At 37.6% G+C, this 20221-nt stretch carries 21 protein-coding genes and 1 pseudogene; 17 read left to right on the forward strand and 5 right to left on the reverse strand.

Annotated features, from left to right (window positions below):
• Positions 1 to 117 precede the first annotated feature (117 nt).
• Both ACSVDH_RS01265 and ACSVDH_RS01270 read left to right on the forward strand, forming a co-directional pair.
• Entirely contained in the window at positions 118 to 639 is a 522-nt protein-coding gene (locus tag ACSVDH_RS01265; protein ID WP_439253475.1) for a YfiT family bacillithiol transferase, read from the forward strand.
• 187 nt (positions 640 to 826) lie between these two features.
• Positions 827 to 1453, forward strand: a complete 627-nt coding sequence (locus ACSVDH_RS01270; RefSeq protein ID WP_439253474.1) for a LysE family transporter — start codon at positions 827 to 829, stop codon at positions 1451 to 1453.
• A gap of 67 nt (positions 1454 to 1520) precedes the next feature.
• On the opposite strand, the gene ACSVDH_RS01275 is transcribed toward ACSVDH_RS01270, so the two are convergent.
• On the reverse strand, positions 1521 to 1982 hold the full coding sequence (locus ACSVDH_RS01275; protein ID WP_439253472.1) for a divergent PAP2 family protein: 462 nt from the start codon (positions 1980 to 1982) through the stop codon (positions 1521 to 1523).
• A 144-nt stretch (positions 1983 to 2126) separates the two neighbouring features.
• A complete protein-coding gene (locus ACSVDH_RS01280) occupies positions 2127 to 2708 on the reverse strand; it encodes an LOG family protein (protein WP_439253471.1) in 582 nt (193 codons plus the stop codon).
• 183 nt (positions 2709 to 2891) lie between these two features.
• Here ACSVDH_RS01280 and ACSVDH_RS01285 point away from each other — a divergent pair, with 183 nt between their 5' ends.
• Positions 2892 to 3446 (forward strand): peptidoglycan-binding domain-containing protein, encoded by a 555-nt coding sequence (locus ACSVDH_RS01285; protein WP_439253470.1) that lies wholly within the window; start codon positions 2892 to 2894, stop codon positions 3444 to 3446.
• 121 nt (positions 3447 to 3567) lie between these two features.
• Here the strand turns inward: ACSVDH_RS01285 and ACSVDH_RS01290 are convergent, their stop codons facing one another.
• Positions 3568 to 4434 carry a hypothetical protein gene (locus ACSVDH_RS01290; protein WP_439253469.1) on the reverse strand — a complete coding sequence of 289 codons (867 nt, stop codon included), beginning with the start codon at positions 4432 to 4434 and terminating at the stop codon, positions 3568 to 3570.
• A complete protein-coding gene (locus ACSVDH_RS01295) occupies positions 4434 to 4955 on the reverse strand; it encodes an RNA polymerase sigma factor (RefSeq protein ID WP_439253468.1) in 522 nt (173 codons plus the stop codon). The genes ACSVDH_RS01290 and ACSVDH_RS01295 overlap by 1 nt, the downstream gene beginning before the upstream one ends.
• Positions 4956 to 5170: 215 nt before the next feature.
• Here ACSVDH_RS01295 and ACSVDH_RS01300 point away from each other — a divergent pair, with 215 nt between their 5' ends.
• The 7 genes from ACSVDH_RS01300 (at position 5171) to ACSVDH_RS01330 (ending at position 13618) form a co-directional block, all read left to right on the forward strand.
• Positions 5171 to 5893, forward strand: coding sequence for a hypothetical protein (locus tag ACSVDH_RS01300; protein ID WP_439253467.1), 723 nt, complete (start codon positions 5171 to 5173; stop codon positions 5891 to 5893).
• 197 nt (positions 5894 to 6090) lie between these two features.
• On the forward strand, positions 6091 to 7173 hold the full coding sequence (locus tag ACSVDH_RS01305; RefSeq protein ID WP_299092631.1) for a D-alanine--D-alanine ligase: 1083 nt from the start codon (positions 6091 to 6093) through the stop codon (positions 7171 to 7173).
• 107 nt (positions 7174 to 7280) lie between these two features.
• Complete coding sequence (locus tag ACSVDH_RS01310) at positions 7281 to 8645, forward strand: UDP-N-acetylmuramoyl-tripeptide--D-alanyl-D-alanine ligase (protein WP_439253465.1); 1365 nt, start codon at positions 7281 to 7283, stop codon at positions 8643 to 8645.
• Between the two features lie 204 nt (positions 8646 to 8849).
• Positions 8850 to 9572, forward strand: coding sequence for an alpha/beta hydrolase (locus tag ACSVDH_RS01315; protein WP_439253464.1), 723 nt, complete (start codon positions 8850 to 8852; stop codon positions 9570 to 9572).
• A gap of 346 nt (positions 9573 to 9918) precedes the next feature.
• Positions 9919 to 11406 (forward strand): degradosome RNA helicase CshA, encoded by a 1488-nt coding sequence (gene cshA / locus ACSVDH_RS01320; RefSeq protein WP_439253463.1) that lies wholly within the window; start codon positions 9919 to 9921, stop codon positions 11404 to 11406.
• Between the two features lie 312 nt (positions 11407 to 11718).
• Positions 11719 to 12198: a PH domain-containing protein gene (locus tag ACSVDH_RS01325; RefSeq protein WP_439253461.1), complete on the forward strand. Its 480-nt coding sequence runs from the start codon at positions 11719 to 11721 to the stop codon at positions 12196 to 12198.
• Entirely contained in the window at positions 12188 to 13618 is a 1431-nt protein-coding gene (locus ACSVDH_RS01330; RefSeq protein ID WP_439253460.1) for a PH domain-containing protein, read from the forward strand. Before ACSVDH_RS01325 ends, ACSVDH_RS01330 begins: the two co-directional genes overlap by 11 nt.
• A gap of 404 nt (positions 13619 to 14022) precedes the next feature.
• On the opposite strand, the pseudogene ACSVDH_RS01335 reads toward ACSVDH_RS01330, so the two are convergent.
• A pseudogene (locus tag ACSVDH_RS01335) lies at positions 14023 to 14607 on the reverse strand (rhomboid family intramembrane serine protease); the annotation flags it as partial.
• Positions 14608 to 14788: 181 nt separating this feature from the next.
• Between ACSVDH_RS01335 and acpS the strand changes: the two are divergent.
• From acpS to rsbS, 7 genes are all read left to right on the forward strand, one after another.
• Positions 14789 to 15151: a holo-ACP synthase gene (acpS, locus tag ACSVDH_RS01340; RefSeq protein WP_299094619.1), complete on the forward strand. Its 363-nt coding sequence runs from the start codon at positions 14789 to 14791 to the stop codon at positions 15149 to 15151.
• 338 nt (positions 15152 to 15489) lie between these two features.
• Positions 15490 to 16509 (forward strand): LolA family protein, encoded by a 1020-nt coding sequence (locus tag ACSVDH_RS01345; RefSeq protein WP_439253459.1) that lies wholly within the window; start codon positions 15490 to 15492, stop codon positions 16507 to 16509.
• A gap of 267 nt (positions 16510 to 16776) precedes the next feature.
• Positions 16777 to 17934, forward strand: a complete 1158-nt coding sequence (alr, locus tag ACSVDH_RS01350) for an alanine racemase (RefSeq protein ID WP_439253458.1) — start codon at positions 16777 to 16779, stop codon at positions 17932 to 17934.
• A 258-nt stretch (positions 17935 to 18192) separates the two neighbouring features.
• Positions 18193 to 18474 carry a CopG family ribbon-helix-helix protein gene (locus tag ACSVDH_RS01355; RefSeq protein ID WP_026562079.1) on the forward strand — a complete coding sequence of 94 codons (282 nt, stop codon included), beginning with the start codon at positions 18193 to 18195 and terminating at the stop codon, positions 18472 to 18474.
• 4 nt (positions 18475 to 18478) lie between these two features.
• The gene (gene ndoA / locus ACSVDH_RS01360; protein WP_026562078.1) at positions 18479 to 18829 is read left to right on the forward strand and encodes a type II toxin-antitoxin system endoribonuclease NdoA; all 351 of its coding nucleotides are present in this window, start codon (positions 18479 to 18481) and stop codon (positions 18827 to 18829) included.
• Between the two features lie 192 nt (positions 18830 to 19021).
• Entirely contained in the window at positions 19022 to 19852 is an 831-nt protein-coding gene (rsbRA, locus tag ACSVDH_RS01365) for an RsbT co-antagonist protein RsbRA (protein WP_439253456.1), read from the forward strand.
• A gap of 4 nt (positions 19853 to 19856) precedes the next feature.
• Positions 19857 to 20219: an RsbT antagonist protein RsbS gene (gene rsbS / locus ACSVDH_RS01370; protein ID WP_299094598.1), complete on the forward strand. Its 363-nt coding sequence runs from the start codon at positions 19857 to 19859 to the stop codon at positions 20217 to 20219.
• The last annotated feature ends 2 nt before the right edge of the window (positions 20220 to 20221 follow it).

Raw genomic sequence — 20221 nt, forward strand, 5'->3', positions numbered from 1 at the left:
CTATCTGAACACGTAAATGTTTCAAGTGCTTCATAAAATTTGAACTTTCCTTGTTTAAAATAGGAATTGGAAATATAATCAAAATGTAAGAAGTAATTAGATAGGGAGAGTGTGCTGATGAGAAAAAGCCTTCAATATCCAATCGGAGAGTTCAAAGCCCCAGAACGCGTAACAAATGATGACATTGCACGATGGATTTTAGACATTGAAGAAACTCCAGAACGATTAAAAATGGCATTAACAGGCCTTTCACCGCAATTAATGGATACGCCGTACCGCCATGGCGGCTGGACTGTAAAGCAAGTCGTGCATCATCTTGCCGATAGCCATATGAACAGTTATATTCGCTTTAAGCTGGCCCTTACTGAAGATAAACCTGCGATCAAAGCGTATGATGAAAATTCATGGGCTCTCTTACCTGATGCTACGGAGCTGCCTGTAGATGTCTCCGTTCAATTACTAGAATCCCTCCATATTCGGTGGTCACATCTGCTAAGGTCGATGACCAAAGCTGACTATGATAAACGCTTTTATCATCCGGGAATGGGTAGTTTTATCTCATTAGCTACAACTCTAGCATTATACTCCTGGCATGGAAGACATCATATTGAACATATTAAGTTAGTAAATGTACATTAAGCAAATATAAAAAATAAGCTTTTGGGCTGTTTTTTTATGGTTAATGTACGTGTTATTCCGTAATAGCTTTAAATATGAATCTCATAACGGATTGATGATTTCCCCTAGAAAAATTAGTGATAATCTCCTTGTTCATGAATAAAATGTACAAGCATCACAAATTGTTGGTAATTCTGGGGGAAAGTGAATGAACGTTATTATTAGCTACATTTTTTTGGGATTATCTTTGGCAGCACCGATCGGTCCCGTTAATGCAGCCCAGATTGATAAGGGAATTAAAGGCGGTTTTATCAATGCATGGCTAGTAGGATTAGGGGCTACAATGGCTGACCTAGCTTATATGTTAGTCGTGTATTTAGGGTTAGTGCATTTTTTAGATATTCCAATCATGAAGGCCTTTTTATGGCTTTTTGGCTTTTTTGTCTTAGTTTATACAGGGATAGAAAGCCTGTTTGGGGCAAGTAAAATAACGATACATAACCAAAGAACAAATGTTACGTATTCAAAATCATTTTTCTCTGGTTTTTTCATGTCTTTGGCAAATCCGCTTACCATTATGTTTTGGCTTGGAATATATGGCTCAGTTTTAGCAAATGCAGCTGCATCCTACAGCACAAATCAACTGATTATTTATAGTTCAGCCATTATATCAGGTCTGTTGCTCTGGGATTTTACGATGGCATGTGTAGCGAGCACTTTCCGTAGGTTTTTAACAAATCAACTGCTTATTGTTATCTCGATCATATCGGGTATATCGTTAATAGGCTTTGGCTTATATTTTGGTTACCAGGCATTCATATTGCTGACACACTAACTTATAGAATAAGGATGACTCAGAAGGAACGGACAAAGAGCGCCCGATCCTTCTAAGTCATTCTCTCTTACTTTCTTATTTCTAACATGGAACTAACGAGTCCAATTAAAACACCTAATATGGCTCCACCGGCAACCTCAGCGGGCTGATGACCTAAAAGCTCATTCAATTCCTTCTCTTGCTTTACATGAAATAAACCTGGCATATGACCTGAAAGCACTTCAATATCAGCATCAAGGTCATTAACTATTTTTGCAATTTCACCAGTATGTCTTCTAATTCCTTGTGCATCATACATGACAATAATTCCAAATATGACAGCTAAAGCAGCATCAGTAGAATCCCAGCCTTTTTTAGTTGCTACATAGGTTGCTAACGCAGATACTCCTGCAGAATGGGAGCTGGGCATTCCACCTGTTGAGAAGATCGGCCGCCAATCCCACACACCATTTACTCTTTTATTGGTAAAAATTTTTAATCCTTGAGCAATTCCAATCCCTGAAAGGGCTGTCCATATCCCTCGATTCATTAAACCTCACCTCTATGTATGTAGTGTTTAACAAATCATTGATGATATTCCAGATGAATAAAAATAAATTATGAGGTTCAATCTTATCAGAATAAGTCTTCTTTTCCGTCAAGTTTAGACAAATTATTTCCCGAAAAATAATTCTTATGTTTGTTCGCGATTTATCCATTTTGTAAGTATTGGCGGCTCATATTGCCTGAATTTTTCAATGAGCTGATGAGGATCTGTTTCGACAATTATCATGGAGTGATATTCAGATCTTAAAAATTGCTGTTCGATCATATGGTCAAAAAAGGAGAGAAGCTTATCATAATAATGATGGCTATTTAGCATGCCAATTGGCTTTTTGTGTTCACCTAATTGAGCCCAAGTGTAAACCTCAAAAAACTCTTCCATCGTTCCAGGACCGCCAGGCAAAGCGATAAAGCCATCAGATAATTCCTCCATTTTCGCTTTTCGCTCATGCATTGTATTTACAATGATTAGATCTGTTAAACCAGTATGTGCGATTTCCCGTTCCATTAACATTCTTGGGATAACGCCTATTACTTCGCCGCCTGCTTGTAATGCAGCATTTGCAACAGTACCCATTAGACCAACCTTTGAACCGCCATATACCAAGGTAATTCCTTCTTTTGCTAACTGGGTGCCAAGTCGTTTTGCATCATCTGTATACATTTGCGATGCCCCAGAACTTGAACCACAAAAAACACTGATTCGTTTCAAGATTTTCACTTCCTTTAATAGTTTAAGCAGCTAAGAGATAAAATAAAGTGAATGATATACAACTCCAGTGTACAAGGTGTCTCCCAATTAATAAAGAGACTGTTTTAGTATTTCATCTAGAATGTAAAAAACTTGAAACATTATTCCATTCGGCTCCGTATTAAGTAAAAAGGAGGAGATGGAATGGGGAAAATAATCACATGTATGGTAAGCTTGGTATTGGTATGGAACTGCTACATTGGACAAGCATTTGCAAAGGAGTCTTTGGACCTCCCCTCTAGAGACTATACCGATAAAGATCAAGCAACGATCTCCCAATTAAGTAGTACAGCAACTTATTATGTAAGAGCATTTAGCTGTAATGGAAGGAGTTCCTGGACAAAAGAACTACATTCAGAATCCACAGGTTTTACTTGGATTGTTGGACAGGGATGGAAGGGGTATATCCAGGCGGGATCCTCTGGTGGACGAACAATAGGTGTTGTGTTAAATAATACGAAAATAGATTTTGATTATCCCTATCTAGCAAAAAAGGGTTTTGCAGGGAATAATCGTACATATGTAAAGGGGATACAGTCTGCATTGAGATGTTTAGGATATGAGCCAGGAGCAATAGATGGAATTTTTGGAACAAAGACAGAAGCTGCGGTAAAAGCGTTTCAGCATCGAAAGGGGCTGACTGTTGATGGAGTAGTGGGGAAACAAACCTATCATTATTTATCTTTTGCAACCGGATAATGATGATTTAAACTTAAAAACAATGGGTAGTCCCCCTCTAACATCCTATATAGGATCTAACAGATTAATTTCTATATACTGATGTTGTGGGAGGGGGCAAACCCTTGCCATCGCTGCTGTCCTACCTAATTGACTCATCAATAATTCTTGCTCCTTCAGGCGCGATAAAATCGAATAAGCGATGATTTTTTTTAACTGTCAAAATTTCAAACTTCTTTAAGCTTTCCCATTCCTGACGCTGACCATTGGTAATTTCCACTTCTTTAATAAATAAGCTAGTATCTTTATCAAACCAATATTCTCTTTTCACATGATGCCCTTCTTTTACTAAGTAAACATTAGCCTTTCGATCTAGATACAGCTTTTCTCCTAAAAAGGAAATATTGATTGGATTGATGTTTCGGAAGAATTCGACTTCATAAGGAATGCCTTCATAATCAAGCTCTTGTAGTACAAACAAGTTATCCTTTTTTGAATAGGAAGCTAAATATTTTCCATCTGATATCGAGTAGTTGCCATTTTTATACTCTTTCCTCACTTTTTGTCCTGAAATATACACATAGACCGTTTCTCCATCTTGAAGGACCTGTTCAATATAAATAATGTTCTCCTTTAATACGCTATTCTCAACATTGTTTAATGGCTGTTGGCCCTTTAGGAAATGGTCCATAATTACTTCGTTTAATGCTTTCTTAATTGCAGCCTTTACTGGCGGAGTGTTCCATGCACCGATAATCAAAAGAAAAAGAGAAGCACAGGTGAGTAATGCCGTTTTCAAGATCCGCTGGTACGCTTTTTTCTTGATGGAAGCGACATGAACTTCTTCTGTTTCAAGAATGTAGTCAAGTCCTTCTTCTAATGTTAAGTAGCGATTAAAGTAGGTTTGACAATCTGAGCAGTGTTCAATATGCTCTAACAACTGATTCTGGTCTTTCTCAGACAGTTGGTCGAAATTTAGGATAGTTAGCTGGAACTTTTTGCAGGTCATTACAGCACCCCCTTTTCGATAAGGTGATCCATCATTTTTTTTCGGCCGCGAAAAATCTTCGTTTTTACTTTACCTAATGAAAGTTTCTTCATTTTTGAAATTTCTTGATAGGAATAGCCATTATTTCGAAGAATGAATATTTCTTTCGTTTCCTCATCGAGCAGGTGGAAGACTTCATTTATATGCTGAATCTTTTCCTTAGATAACAGTGTATTTTCAGGAATCTCTGATCCTAAAGGACGTTGAGATTGAAATGTTTCATTCATATTTTGCTGAAGATCTTGCTGCCGCTTCAGTTTCCTTAGATGGTCATAAGCAGTATTTTTAGTAATAATGGTAACCCATGCTTCCAGATTTTTAGGTAACACATAATCCTTTTTTTGAAAGTATGTATAGATTTTTAGACTGGCATCTTGAACAATGTCGTCCACCAAAGAGGGGTTTTTAATAATATTTTTCGTTGTCTTAATAATTTTTGCTCTGTTGGCTTCAAGAATTTGTGAAATGCTTTGTTTGTCCACGATTTGCTCCCCCTTGCCTCATAATGAAAGACGACTAGAAAGAAAAGATGTTTCGCTTATCTAATAAAAAGTTCCTTTCTTCCATTATAAAGAAAAAATGGAAAAACATTGTCTTTAGAGGTTGTTATTTTACATAATTGTTAGTAACAAAAGGGAATAATAAAGGGTAATGTAAGAAGCTCCCCTATAAAGTTATGTTTAGGAGTGATGTGAAAATGGACGCTGCTTTACGTTGGTTTGTCATGGACAAGATAGATGGACGGAATGAAATGAAAACAGTGTTTTCAAAGGCTTTTAGCTTCTATAGTGAACAGCTTTCAGAGCATAAGGGTAAAATTCTTGAGATAGGTTTACGAAAGGCGCTTTTGCAGTCGTCATTAAATAGCAATGGTTTGCAAGTAGAAGGGGTCGTTTTTTCCAAACAGGAATTTGCGGAAAGCCAAACTATTGAGCCCCTTTCTATTAAGCCGTCATATTTGTATGATGCTATTTTTATACCGTTTGGGCAATTTTTAACGATACCGGAAAGAGTTATGGCGATTAAGGCATTAAAATCCTGTTATGATCATGTAAAGCCGAATGGAAGGGTCATCATCGACTTGATTTTGCAGGAAGAACAATCTCGCTCAAATCCAAAGAAATCGGAAATAATATACGATAAAGACAACCTATTAGTATTCGAATCACAAATTGTGGATGTGGATTACTATGAACAAAAAGCCACTTATTTTTTGACCTATGAACAATGGGCAGGAGGGGAGTGCCTTCAAAGTGAACGACGGCTGCAAACTTTTCTGTGGTTTGGTGTAAAGGAATTTAAGTTAGTCCTTGAAAAAATTGGCTTTACCAATGTGACAATATCAGGGGATTATCAGCAAGTGAATGGAGAAAGATCAAACCATAAAATTTATACATTTGAAGCAAAAAAGGGAAAGTAAAAAGAATGCATCCAATATACATACTATATCCTCAAGGAAAATTCATCTGTTTATAAATAAAAATGGAAAATCTAACAGTATCATTACAAAAAGACAAGCTGTTACGAAAACTTATAAAAGAAATAAAGGAATCTCTAATAACAATTTTTGCTTAAAGTGATAAAATAGGAATGATGATACTTGAGGAGGAAATTTACATGAAAATTAAATTAGGCCTTGTATATGGAGGGAAGTCTGCAGAGCATAATGTTTCCTTGCAAACAGCCCTTGCAGTTATAAATGCATTAGATATGAATAAATTTGAAATACATCCAATTTATATTAATCAAAATGGTGAATGGGTAAGAGGAAATGCGTTAGATGCACCTGTAGAGCAAGTAAGCTCCCTCAAACTTGAGGATGGAGGCAACACAGTTTCTCCTGTTACCTTAAATACTGAATTATTCCCTGCAAAGGCAGCTGATCAGGAAAAAATTGATGTTATATTCCCGCTGTTGCATGGGCCTAATGGGGAAGATGGCACAATACAAGGATTGCTTGAACTTTTAAATCTCCCATATGTAGGAAATGGTGTTTTAGCTTCGGCAGCCGGCATGGATAAAGTAGTTATGAAGAATTTATTCGCTCAAGCAGGTTTAGCGCAAGCAAAATACGTATCCTTTATTAAAAGTGATTTTGAAACGGCTCCAGAAGCAGCTTACGACAATGTGGAAGAAACATTAGGCTACCCTTGCTTTGTAAAGCCTGCTAACTTAGGTTCAAGTGTAGGTATTAATAAATGTAAGGATCGCGAGTCACTAGAAAAAGCTTTTAAAGAAGCTTTTGAATATGACCGCAAGATTATTATCGAAGAGGGGATTGTTGGCCGCGAAATTGAAATTGCCGTCATCGGAAACGATCATCCTGTATGCTCTGTTGTTGGTGAAATTGCGCCTAAAAAAGAATTCTATGATTATAAAGCGAAGTATGAAGATGGAGATACAGATCTCATTATTCCAGCAAACATTACCGATGAAGAATATGAAACAATTAAAGAAATGGCGATCAAGTCATTTAAGGCAATTGACGGTTCTGGATTAGTGCGTGCTGATTTCTTCCTAACTGAGGATGGAAAGGCGTTAATTAATGAAGTTAATACAATGCCTGGATTTACTCCATATAGCATGTTCCCATTGCTTTGGAAGCATACGGGTGTTGAATATCCGCAATTAATTGAAAAGCTCGTTTCACTGGCGCTAGAACGATTTGAACAAAAACAGCAAATCAAGCATACTTTTTAATAGAACTAAGAACTTGAATATAGCGTTTATAATAGAGGGGCTGAATAGTTGATGATCAGTTCCTCTTTGTTTGGGTAGACTATATTCATAGAAAAGGAGCTTAAACTATGATTCAGCGTACACTAACCGAAATTGAAGGAATGGTAAAGGGTTCGGGATTAGATCAAGCATTTAAGCATGAAAAGATAAACGGAGTCACAACTGATTCCCGTCAGGTAAAGAAGGGGAATTTATTTTTTCCTTTAATAGGAGAAACGTTCAACGGACATAAATTTGTCGACAAGGCCATTGAGAATGGCGCAGCAGCCGTCATTTGGGATGAAAAGGAGCCGAATCCGCCGGAAACGATACCGGTTATTTTTGTTAACGATACATTAAAGGCGTTGCAAGATCTTGCTGAAGCCTACTTGCAGCAGGTGAAACCAAAGGTTGTCGGGATTACAGGCAGCAATGGGAAAACAACGACAAAGGATATGGTATCAAGCGTTCTCGAAACAACCTATAAGGTACATAAAACAAAAGGTAACTTTAATAATCATATCGGTTTGCCTTTAACCGTTTTAAGCATGGCTGAAGATACAGAAATTGCTGTTTTAGAAATGGGAATGAGCGGGAAAGGTGAAATTGAACTTTTATCAAAGATTGCGAAGCCTGATGCAGCGATTATTACCAATATTGGTGAAGCTCATTTACTGGATTTAGGATCAAGAGAGGGAATTGCCGAAGCTAAGCTTGAAATTGTTAAAGGTGTAAAACAGGATGGTTTATTGATTTATCACGGAGATGAACCGTTGCTGCAAGAGCGGGTCCCATCTTTATCAATATCCTCTGTAACTTTCGGAGAGACTTCGAAAAACGATTATTTCCCGACATCGATTCATCAGCAGGTAAATGGAACGTCTTTTAACATCAATGATACTGAATTCTTCATTCCAGTGCTTGGAAAGCATAATGTCAGCAATGCGCTGGCAGCCTATGCAGCCGCCCGTTTCTTTGATGTAAAAGAAGAAGACATTATCGAAGGATTCAAAGCAATAAAAATAACAGGGATGCGCTTAGAGTTAATTGAGTCAAAAAACGGGGTATCCATTATTAATGATGCTTATAATGCAAGTCCTACCTCAATGCTTGCAGCCATTCGTTTACTTGAAGATTTAACCGGCTTTAAACAAAAATACGTTGTCCTTGGAGATATGCTTGAACTAGGGGAAAATGAAGTGGAATTTCACCGTCAGGTAGGGGCAGCGATAAAAAAAGCTGAAATTTCTCATCTATTCACCTACGGAAAACTAGGGGCTGAAATTGCAAATGGGGCTAAACAAAACCTGCCGGAGGAATGTATCTATCATTTTGAGGATAAACAGGCATTAATCACCAAGCTAAAATCAATGGTAAACAAAAACGATGTTGTGCTTGTAAAGGCTTCTCGAGGAATGAGACTTGAAGAGGTCGTAAATGAATTAATAATGTGAAAATTCCATTAGAGGAGGTTCTCGAAGTAGAGGAAGCACAAGTGCCGACTAGGCCACAAGACTAGTCGGCTATCCCAAAACTGATAAAGTTTTTAAAAACAGGAATGAATAAATCATAAAACGTTAAAAATAAGCTCATGTGGTGCAGAAAAGGTTTTGCTTACGTAAAAACCGTTTTTGCTCTTTAAGGAGGGGTACCTACGCATGATCGGATGTCTCTTTATTCATGGTTTTACAGGTGCGCCATATGAGGTAGAGCCTTTGGCGACCTATATGAAGGAAAAGACAGATTGGATTGTTAAAGTGCCAACTCTTCCGGGTCATGGAGAAACACTTTCGCTAAAAGGGTATACCTATCATGATTGGATTGCACATGCAGAAAAAGAGCTAAAAGCCCTGATGAAAGAAGCTGACGAGGTATATGTAGTCGGTTTTTCAATGGGAGGTGTCATTGCTTCCTATTTAGCAGCAAAATATGAAGTAAAGAAGTTGGTGCTCTTAAGTGCAGCGGTTTATTATGTAAATCCAAAACAATTGTTGATTGATTGCAAAGATATGTTGAAAGATATGATGACCGGAAAAATTAAAGAAAACGAGTTATTTAAACGTTATAAGAAAAAAATATTTGAAACTCCGCTGCTTGCAACGATTGAATTTCAGAAATTAGTGAAGAGGGTAAAGCCTTATTTAACAAAATTAACCTTGCCAGTTCTTATAATACAAGGTGAATGTGACGGGATTGTGCCTGTAAAAAGCGCACATTATTTATACAAAACCATCCCTTCAAAAGAGAAGGAACTCCGTTTGCTCCCATGCTCTAAGCACCATGTATGCCATGGTGAAGATTATGAGGACTTAAAGGAATATGTTGAGAATTTCCTTTTTGCAGGTAATAGGGAATTTTCACATCAAAACTCAGTCAGCTAAACAATTTACAAAAAAAAAATTCCGATATTTATCCAAGAAAAGAATGGGAAATCATGCATGTTTTGGTTCAGTTCGTTTTAGTTCAAGTTGAAATAAAAAACTGGTAGTGGTATGATTACTTTTAAAGTGTTTGCGGGCTTTAAATAAGGTAAACTGCTGCCCTTGGTGAAAAAGGGCATTTTTTGTTGGCAATTTATTCGAACGTTTTATTGATGATACATCATTTGATAGGCTGACCAAATTGTTTTCAGCTTATTGAATTAGATAGATAAATTTGATTAAAAACCTGTTACCTATAAGGTCTGTAAATATTTACAGCAAACGATATAGAAGGAGTATGAATACATTGACATTAACGTTTCAAGATTTAGGTTTAAGTTCGTCACTGGTGCAATCAATAAGTAAAATGGGTTTTGAAGAGCCGTCTCCGATTCAGGCACAAACGATTCCGTTGGGTCTGCAAAATAAAGATGTTATCGGGCAGGCGCAAACTGGGACAGGAAAAACAGCTGCATTTGGAATCCCGCTTATTGAAAAAATTGACGTAAAGAATAATAATATTCAAGCTGTTGTTGTTGCTCCTACACGTGAACTAGCCATTCAAGTTTCTGAAGAACTTTATAAAATTGGTTATCATAAACGCTCACGTGTTCTTCCGATCTATGGTGGTCAGGATATTAATAGACAGATCCGTTCATTGAAAAAGAATCCTCATATTATTGTTGGAACACCTGGTCGTCTTATTGATCACATCAACCGTAAAACAATCCGTTTAAATACTGTTCACACAATCGTCCTAGATGAAGCAGATGAAATGCTAAACATGGGCTTTATCGAGGATATTGAGGCAATTCTTTCAAATGTTCCAGAAGATCGCCAAACTTTATTGTTCTCTGCCACAATGCCAGATCCAATTCGCCGTATTGCAGAAAAGTTCATGAAGGATCCTGAACTGGTCAAAGTAAAGGCGAAAGAAATGACTGTGCCTAACATTACCCAGTACTACCTAGAAACTCAAGAAAGAAAGAAATTTGACGTTCTCACAAGATTGCTCGATATTCAATCTCCAGAGCTTGCCATCGTCTTCGGCCGTACAAAACGCCGTGTAGATGAATTAGCTGAGGCGTTAACATTAAGAGGATATACAGCAGAAGGCATTCATGGGGATCTCACTCAAGCGAAGCGTATGTCAACTTTACGTAAATTTAAAGAGGGTGCGATTGAAGTATTAGTGGCAACGGATGTTGCAGCACGTGGACTGGACATTTCAGGTGTCACACATGTATATAATTTCGACGTTCCTCAAGATCCTGAAAGCTACGTTCACCGAATTGGCCGTACTGGTCGTGCGGGGAAAACAGGTATGGCGATGACGTTTGTAACACCAAGAGAAATGGATATCGTTAAAAACATTGAGCGTACAACAAAACGCAAGATGGACCGCATGAAGCCGCCAACAGTTGATGAGGCTATTGAAAGTCAACAACAGATGACAGTTGAGAAAATTCGTTCAATCGTTGAAAATGACAACCTTTCTTTCTACAAGCGTACTGCTGAGGAGCTTCTAGAAGAATTTGATGCACAGTTAGTAGTAGCTGCTGCTATTAAGTTCATGACGAAAGAGCCAAATGATGTAGAAGTAAAATTAACAGAGGAAGCGCCGTTATTTATTAAATCCTCTAAAAACAAAGGTCGTTCTAACAACAAAAGAAGGGGCGACTATAACCGAAGCGGCGGACAAAAGAAAAACAACAACCGCTCTTACGGTGATCGTGACAGAGGCAAAGGCAGCTATAGTAACTCAGCGAAGCGCCGCTACTCTAATTCAAAATAAAATGAAAAAGGTCGGATCTATGTTTTTATAGATTCGACCTTTTTTGTACTTGGAAAAAGGGGAGAGTGGTTCGAAAAGGCGGATAGCGCCGCAATTGAGGCGATCAGTAAGGCAGTTTAGATAGGCTGTACTGTATGATTTTAGGCAATACAAAAGGACAATGCTTTTTTTCAGATATAAAGAGTTTGAATAGGTGGATCAAGCATCCTTTACAATAAATTAATTTTCAAATAGAGATAAAACAAGCTCTGCAACCTTTCAATTGATGCTATAATCAAATGGGATTATTTTCTAACTGAAGGAGAGAGAAGGTTGAGGGATTTACCGAAAAATAAAATAAGCTTGAAGGCGTTAACTGTTTGGCGACTGAGTGCTCTTATTAGCTCAATCATTTTTTTATTAGTGGTAGTTGGCGTGGGAGTAGGGGTGTATTTTCTACATTTCACTTACTGGATCACAGTAGGTGCTGCTATCATTTGGCTAATTTCTTCACTATTATCCATTTTCATTATTCCGAAAATCAGGCACCGTGTATGGCGTTATGAGGTACATGAGCATGAGATCGACCTCCAGTTTGGCCTTTTTGTGATTAAACGAGTACTTATACCAATGGTAAGAGTGCAGCATGTTGATACACATCAAGGACCATTGCTTCGAAAATATAAACTGGCTTCAATTGAAATTTCAACTGCAGCAACAAAACATGAAATTCCAGCCTTAGATCTGCAAGAGGCTGATTTACTTAGGGATCATATTTCCAAGCTGGCAAGGGTGACGGATGATGATGTTTGAACCAAAGCGTATTCATCCGGTAGGAATGCTTTTAAGCTTCATTAAGATTATTAAGTCATATATTATTCCTGTCATTGTTTTCTTCTTTTTCGGCAATAATGAAGGTTTTAATGTTTATATAAGCATTGGCGGTGCTTGCTTATTTATCATTATCATTGTTACAAGCATTTTGGATTGGTGGAAGTTTACCTATTGGCTTGAAGATGGCGAACTTAGAATTGAGCATGGAATTTTCATTAAGAAAAAACGCTACATTCCGATTGAAAGGATTCAATCAATCAATATTAGTGCTGGCATTGTTCAACAGCTCTTTCGACTCGTAAAAGTGCAAATTGAAACAGCTGGCAGCGGATTGGAAGCAGAAGCGGTTTTAACTGCCATAAAAAAACATGAAGCAGATCATATACAACAGGTGATCTCAAATTATAAACAGGATGGTTTAAAGAATGTTGAGGTTCAAGATGAGGGCCAGTCAGAGCTGCCTATGTTTAAAATGCAGTCTAAGGACCTATTTATTGCAGCCTCAACCTCTAGTGGAATCGGCGTCATTATCTCCGCTATTGTAGCGTTTGTTTCACAATTTGAAGAATTTATTCCTTACGAGGAGCTTATCGATCGTTTTGAATTTCTGACAAAGGCAAGCTTTGCGTTCTATGCGGGATTGGTTTTTATTGTCTTATTTATTGCGTGGTTGTTAAGTATTATTGGTGTCTTGCTAAAGTATGCTTATTTTACTGTGTTAAAGGCTGATGATGACATAAAAATTTCTAGAGGAATTTTCGAGAAACAGCAAGTTTCCATCCCTATTTCAAGGATCCAGGCGATTAGAATTGTCCAAAATCCGGTTAGACAGTTATTAGGGTATGCAACTGTCTATATTGAAAGTGCAGGTGGGAATGGCGGTGACGAGGGAGCATCTACCATGCTATTTCCTGTCGTTCCTAAAAAAGAAGTATTTCCGCTTTTGCAGCAATTTGTTCCATCATTTGAAAAGAGTAATCACAAACATCGATTGCCTAAAAGATCAAGAAAACGGTATATGATAAGAAAAGGCATCCCTGCTGCCATCATCTGTATTCCGCTCTCTTATTTTCTGGCACCTTGGGGGATTTTTTCAGTGATTTTAATTCCCTTATTCATCTTTTGGGGCTATTGCTCATATAAAGATGCCAGCTGGAGTTTAGATGGGAACCAAATGCAATTAAGCTTTCGCTTTATCTCAAAAACAACTGTTCTTATCAAGCGCAATCGGCTGCAGTCGATAAAGAGCAAAACGTCTTATTTTCAAAAAAAACAATCCTTACAAACGTTTGAGGCTTCAATCAAATCAGGGATTATTGGAAAAAACTTCTCGATTAAGGATTTAGAACAAAGTGATGTTGAAAAAATGGTTGACTGGTATTCTCATTCTAAGAAATAAAACAAAAAAGCTGTCTAAGAGGATTCAACCTCTTATTAGACAGCTTTTTTAAAAGATATGAAAGTATAAATTTTTAACATAGTTTTTGTGTCTAGCTCTGAAGCACATGACGTGCAAGTGCAGTCAGTGCGACAGGATGTCGCGTTTTTTGACTGTTCAGCACCAGCCCCTCTAGGATCTAGCCAATTTAGAATTGAAGGCAAAAAACGTCTTCTATTCTAAATCATCTTATTTGCCCTAGGCTAAGCAAGACGCTTTCGCTTTTCTTATGTTAGCCGAAAAAGAATCCCAATCACGATTAAAAAGCCGAACAGCATCCAAAGTATATGTTTTATCCCTATTTTACGAAGGGAGATTTTTTTTACGTTGCGTGGACTGTAGAAGGTTTGATGGACGAACTGCCCTCGTTTTTTAATAAACAAGGGAGCTAAGGCAAAACCGCCGATAAAGCCAAAAATATGGGCAACAATGTTAATATTTGCATTAAAAAATGTCATGATTAATCCGATGACTAAAATACTTATGATGACTTGGGAGTTCGCTTGATCTATCATTCCTTTTCGAAAGAAAACCATAAATAGATAGGCGCCAAATAATCCGAAAATAGCACCTGAAGCTCCGATATGTGAATATTGCTGGGGCTCTAACAGAAAGGTAGCGATATTTGCAATCATTCCTGCGCCTAAATAGAAGGGGATGAATTTTCCTTTTCCCAGCAATTGTTCTAATGCAGGAGCAAATAAGATGAGGGAAATTGTATTGAAGAAAAGGTGACCAAAGCTAATATGAAGGAAGATTGGTGTAACAAGGCGCCAATACTCACCATTTGCAATTCCGGCATTATATCCGTCCAATAAGCTTAACAAAATTTGCAGAGTAGGAATTGGTAATTGAAATAGCAACCAAAAGAAGATGTGAATGCCGACAAGAAACGAAACAACCGGATATAGTTTAAGGAAGGTTTGAAAGTTTTCTGTTCTGGTAAACATTGTTTAGCCTCTTTTCTACTATATTTATAGTTCTGACTTCCATTTTATTCTTAAAGGACAATAAGATACAATGAAATAGCATCATAATGAATAGTCTGTAGAAATTGATTTATACTACACGAATATGTACAAGTTCATAAAAATAGTACGATTATAGACATTTGAAAGGTGTTGTTTTCAGATGATAGCGGGTATTGGTTTAGATATCATTGAGCTCGACCGGATCAGGAGGATAGTTGAACGTCAGCCAGGTTTTATTAAGCGAATTTTAACCATAAATGAAATTGAAACATATGCAACTCTTTCAAAGGAACGTAAGGTGGAATTTCTGGCTGGGCGCTTCGCCGTAAAAGAGGCCTATTCAAAAGCATTAGGAACAGGGATCGGTGAAGAAATAAGCTTTCAAGATATTGAGGTGATCAATGATGAAAGAGGGAAGCCGATTATTAAACTACTAAAAAAGCTACCGCAAGCAGATACCATTCATGTTTCGATCACCCATACACGCCAGTATGCTGCAGCACAGGTTCTATTGGAAAGGTAGAGGTTGGATACATAATAAGGGGTTGAAATTAGTTTTGGTGTCTAGCTGCAGCGCCTAGCCACTTAGGAATTGAAGGTAAAGAACACCTTCTATTCCTAAGTGGCTTATTGCCCGAGGCTGTTCGAGGCGCTTCCGCTTTTAAATTATTTCTGCATATTCGGAAAGTTTGTCTCATATATTTGGTAATGCGATAGGGAAGACAAGTTGTTTTTGGAGTTCATCTTGTGATCTTTGGCTTAAAATTCAATAAGTTTTAGAGCCTAGTCTTATAGTAAGATGAGGTCTAGCAAACGATTTCTTCCTTTTTAACGTTATATGAGGCAAAGGGGTTGAATATGTTGAAAAAAAGCTTAGTGTTACTGTTAGTAGGGCTTTTAACAGTACTCGTACTTGCGGGATGCGGTGAGAAATCACAAACAGATGTCGTTCAAGCGTTAGAAAAGAAGATTGAAGAAATGTCCGGTTATAAAGCCAAAGGAAAGATGACACTTCAAACCGGCAGCGAGCCACAAGAGTACGAAATTGAAATCTGGCATAAGGGACCTTCGTATTACAGAGTGAATCTTAAAAATTCGAAGAAAGAGCAAAGCCAGATGATATTGCGCAATGATGAGGGAGTGTTTGTATTAACACCGGCATTAAACAAGAGCTTCCGTTTCCAGAGTGAATGGCCGACAAATAGCAGTCAAGCCTACCTATTTGAATCATTGGTAAAGGATATTGTAAACGACCCAGAGGCTAAATTCAGTGCAGCAGAAAATAATTATGTTTTTGAAACAAAAACAAATTATCAAAACAATAGAATGCTGCCAACTCAAGAAATTACCTTCAATAAAAAGGACTTATCCCCTTCTATGGTTAAGGTGATGGATACAGACAGAAATCCGCTTGTGACAGTAGAGTTTTCTGACTTTGAATTCAATGCTTCATTTGATGAAAATTCATTTGATGTTGAGAAAAACATGTCAAGCGCACAAATAGAGGTTCCGACAATGGCTTCAGGTGAGAATGAGACATTTGCAGTTAAGTATCCTCTTGAGCAGCCTAAAGGGGTTGAATTAGTAGAGAAGACAGAAATGGAAACTGAAAATGGAAAACGTGTCATCCTGACATTTGGTGGAGAAAAATCGTTTACGCTTATTCAGGAAAGTGCAGAGATTGCCGCTCCAGCTTCTGCATCTACTTCAACATATGTGAATGGTCATCCGGCAGATTTAGGATTTACAATCGGGGCTATGTCAGAATCAACTCTTACTTGGACATATGATGGCGTAGACTATATGCTAGCTTCTGAAGATCTAACGGAAGAAGAAATGCTTATGGTTGCCAAGTCTGTTCAAGGTCAAGCAGCAAAATAAAAAGGTGAGGCTGTCTCAGGAAGGGTCTAACCCTTTGGTTAGACAGCCTTATTTATTTTTTACAAAGATTATACCCCGTTTTTAATGTCTCCTTTTTTGTACCCAGAAAGTATAAGGTTTTTATGGATGATCGTATAAGAACAACTAAGGCTTTTGTCATTAGGATTTGGCGAAAAGCCAAGTTTTTATGTCTCACCATTTGACATTTCTGTACCATAGTCGCGATAATCATTCTAGTAGAATGTTTGGATGAGGAAGTGGAGTAAGATGCAGCAGGAATTTTATCGTGATACATGGGTGGAAGTTGATTTAGATGCTATTATGCATAATGTAAAATCAATGAAACATCATATTGGAGAAAATGTAGAAATTATTGCAGTTGTAAAAGCAAATGGTTATGGTCATGGAGCAGTCCAGATTGCAAAAACTGCTTTGGAGGCAGGAGCATCTATGCTTGCTGTGGCCTTTTTAGATGAAGCATTAGCTTTAAGAAATTCAGGTCTGGATGTGCCAATATTAGTTTTAGGAGCAACAAGAGCTGAAAATGTTGGACTAGCAATTGAAAACAACATAACGTTAACAGTCTTCTCGATTGATTGGCTTGAGAAAGCAAAACAATATGCCGGAACGAATGTCCTTCATCTTCATGTAAAGCTTGATACAGGAATGAGTCGCTTAGGTGTGACAAATGTGAATGATCTTACTTCTCTATTTAAAGTTGTCGAGGATTCTTCCCAATTTGCCATAACAGGTATTTATACACATTTTGCAACGGCTGATGAACGTGATCTTCGTTATTTTCAATTTCAGTACGAAAAATTTCAGGAGCTTATCGAAAGAGTTGAACATGACAAACTACTTGTCCACTGTGGCAATAGTGCAACAGGACTTCGTTTTCCAACCAAATTATATAATGCAGTTCGGCTGGGCATTTCCATGTACGGCTTATCGCCATCTGTAGAAATAAAGGCTGAATTACCATATCCCCTGCAAGAGGCTTTTTCCTTGCACACAAAACTAGTTCATGTGAAAAAGATTCCTAAAGGTACAAAAGTCAGTTATGGAGCAACTTATGAGGCAGAGGAAGATGAATGGATCGGAACATTGCCCATTGGCTATGCGGATGGGTGGATCAGAAGTTTAAAAAATTCAGACGTACTTGTTGATGGGAAACGAGCGCCATTAGTAGGGAGAATTTGTATGGATCAATGCATGGTCAAGCTTCCATATGAGCTGCCTGTAGGCACAAAAGTAACCCTAATCGGCAGGCAAAATCATGAATACATTCCGGTTGATGAAGTGGCAAAACGGCTTGATACAATAAATTATGAAGTAACCTGTACGGTAACTTCGCGTGTTCCCCGTATGTTTTTGAGAAACAGGAGTATAATTGAAGTGAGTAATCCTCTTTTAACAAATATGTAAAATAATTAAAGTTATCATGATAAAAAGTGAATAAATTACCTGTACATGACGATAATAGAGGATGGCATAAGTTAAATAAGTAAATTTTGTTATCCTTTGGTTTCGTTTGATACCATCATAACCAAAGGATCTTTTCAGCTGGCTGAGCAAGGCGCATTGAGCTTTTCTTAATAAAACACTTTGCATCTCGGGCAGTAAATGGTATTATTAAGTTTGGAATGGAATTTAGGATGGTAAGTTTGGTGGAGGTGTATGTTTGTGTCTGAATCCAGCGCAACGACAGAAATCTTAATTCAGTTACCTCAAGCATTAGTATCAGAATTGGATGGACTTGTGAAACAGGAGAACGGGAACAGAAACGAGCTTATTTATCAAGCAACGAAGATGTATATTCGTGAACGAAAAAAGCGCCAAATTCGCGAATCGATGAGACGCGGCTACATGGAAATGGCCAAAATTAATTTAAACATTGCATCTGAAGCATTTCTGGCAGAATCTGAGGCTGATCATACCGTTGAACGCTTAGTAAGCGGGGGTTAATCATTTGATTGTTAAACGCGGCGACGTATATTTTGCTGATCTTTCACCTGTTGTCGGCTCGGAGCAAGGTGGCGTACGCCCTGTATTGATTATCCAAAATGATATTGGGAACCGCTTTAGTCCTACAGTTATTATAGCGGCAATTACGGCCCAAATTCAAAAAGCAAAATTGCCAACTCATGTTGAGATTGATGCAAAGCGTTACGGGTTTGAAAGGGATTCGGTTATCCTGCTTGAACAGATTCGAACGATTGATAAGCAAAGGCTTACTGATAAAATTACCCATCTTGATGATGAAATGATGGATAAGGTAGATGAAGCCTTGCAAATAAGCTTAGGACTTATTGATTTTTAGTGTAATTTAAAATAGACATGTTAAATATGAAATGGAAAGAGGCTGCCAATGTGAGCAGCCTCTTTCGCTATTTTAAGGACTTAAATACATCTAAAAGGGTAATATCGGGTATTGCTTTTTTTTGATGTTATAAATCGGTATAATAAAATAAGGATAGGTCTCGTAATTAAAGAAGGAGGATTTACTGAAAAAATGAACGTTCAATCTAATCCATTCTTGGAATTTATACAATTAAATCGTGAAGAATTGTCAAATAAGTGGACAGAGAAAATGAAAGAACTCGATGATCAGAAGGTGTCAAATGTTATTTCTGATCAAGTCTATTCAAATGTTTGCAATGAATATATGAATATAGTATTGCTCAATCTCAGAAATATAGATGAGGAATTTGTGAGCAAAATCAATGATTTCTCTCAAAAGATTGTTCAGTTAGGATGGTCATTGAAATATATCTCGACCAGTTTAGCGGAGTTAAATAAAATCCTTTTTGAAATGATGTCGGTCGATAAAACAGTAGAGGAGAAAATGAATCTGGTTTGGGCGTTTGATAAGTGGATTTCTCCTGTTAATAATGATATCCTTCACCACTATGCTTCATCTTGGGAGAGAACGGTTTCGCTTCAAAAAATTGCCCTGCAGGAATTGTCTGCGCCATTGATTCCCGTTTTTGATAATATCACGGTCATGCCTTTAGTAGGAACGATTGATACTGAAAGAGCAAAGCGGATCATGGAAAACCTCCTTGAAGGGGTTGTTAAACATCGCGCTGAGGTTGTATTAATTGATATTACCGGTGTACCAGTTGTGGATACGATGGTTGCTCATCATATTATTCAAGCATCGGAAGCTGTTAGGCTTGTAGGAGCAAAGTGCTTAATTGTTGGAATACGTCCAGAAATTGCTCAAACGATCGTAAATCTAGGAATTGATTTAAGTCAGGTTATTACTAAAAATTCTTTACAAAAGGGAATTGAATCTGCATTAGAAATGACAAATCGTCAAATTGTATCTTTGGGGGAATAGCAAAATGAATGCTAGAATACCGATTTTAAAGCTGCGTAATTGTTTACTAGTTTCCATTCAATGGGAGATAGATGATCAGACAGCGCTGCAATTTCAAGAAGATCTTCTTAATAAGATCCATGAAACAGGGGCAAATGGAGTGGTGATCGATCTAACTTCAGTTGATGTTATTGACTCTTTTATCGCCAAGGTTCTTGGAGACGTTATCAGCATGTCAAAGCTAATGGGAGCAAAAGTTGTCTTAACAGGAATTCAGCCTGCGGTGGCCATTACATTAATTGAACTAGGCATCCATTTGGAGGATGTAGCGACTGCTTTAGATTTAGAAAAAGGGCTAGAAACATTACAGCGGGAGTTGGAGGAGTAAAG

The organism is Metabacillus sp. Hm71, from assembly GCF_051842955.2.
Taxonomy (GTDB): domain Bacteria; phylum Bacillota; class Bacilli; order Bacillales; family Bacillaceae; genus Metabacillus.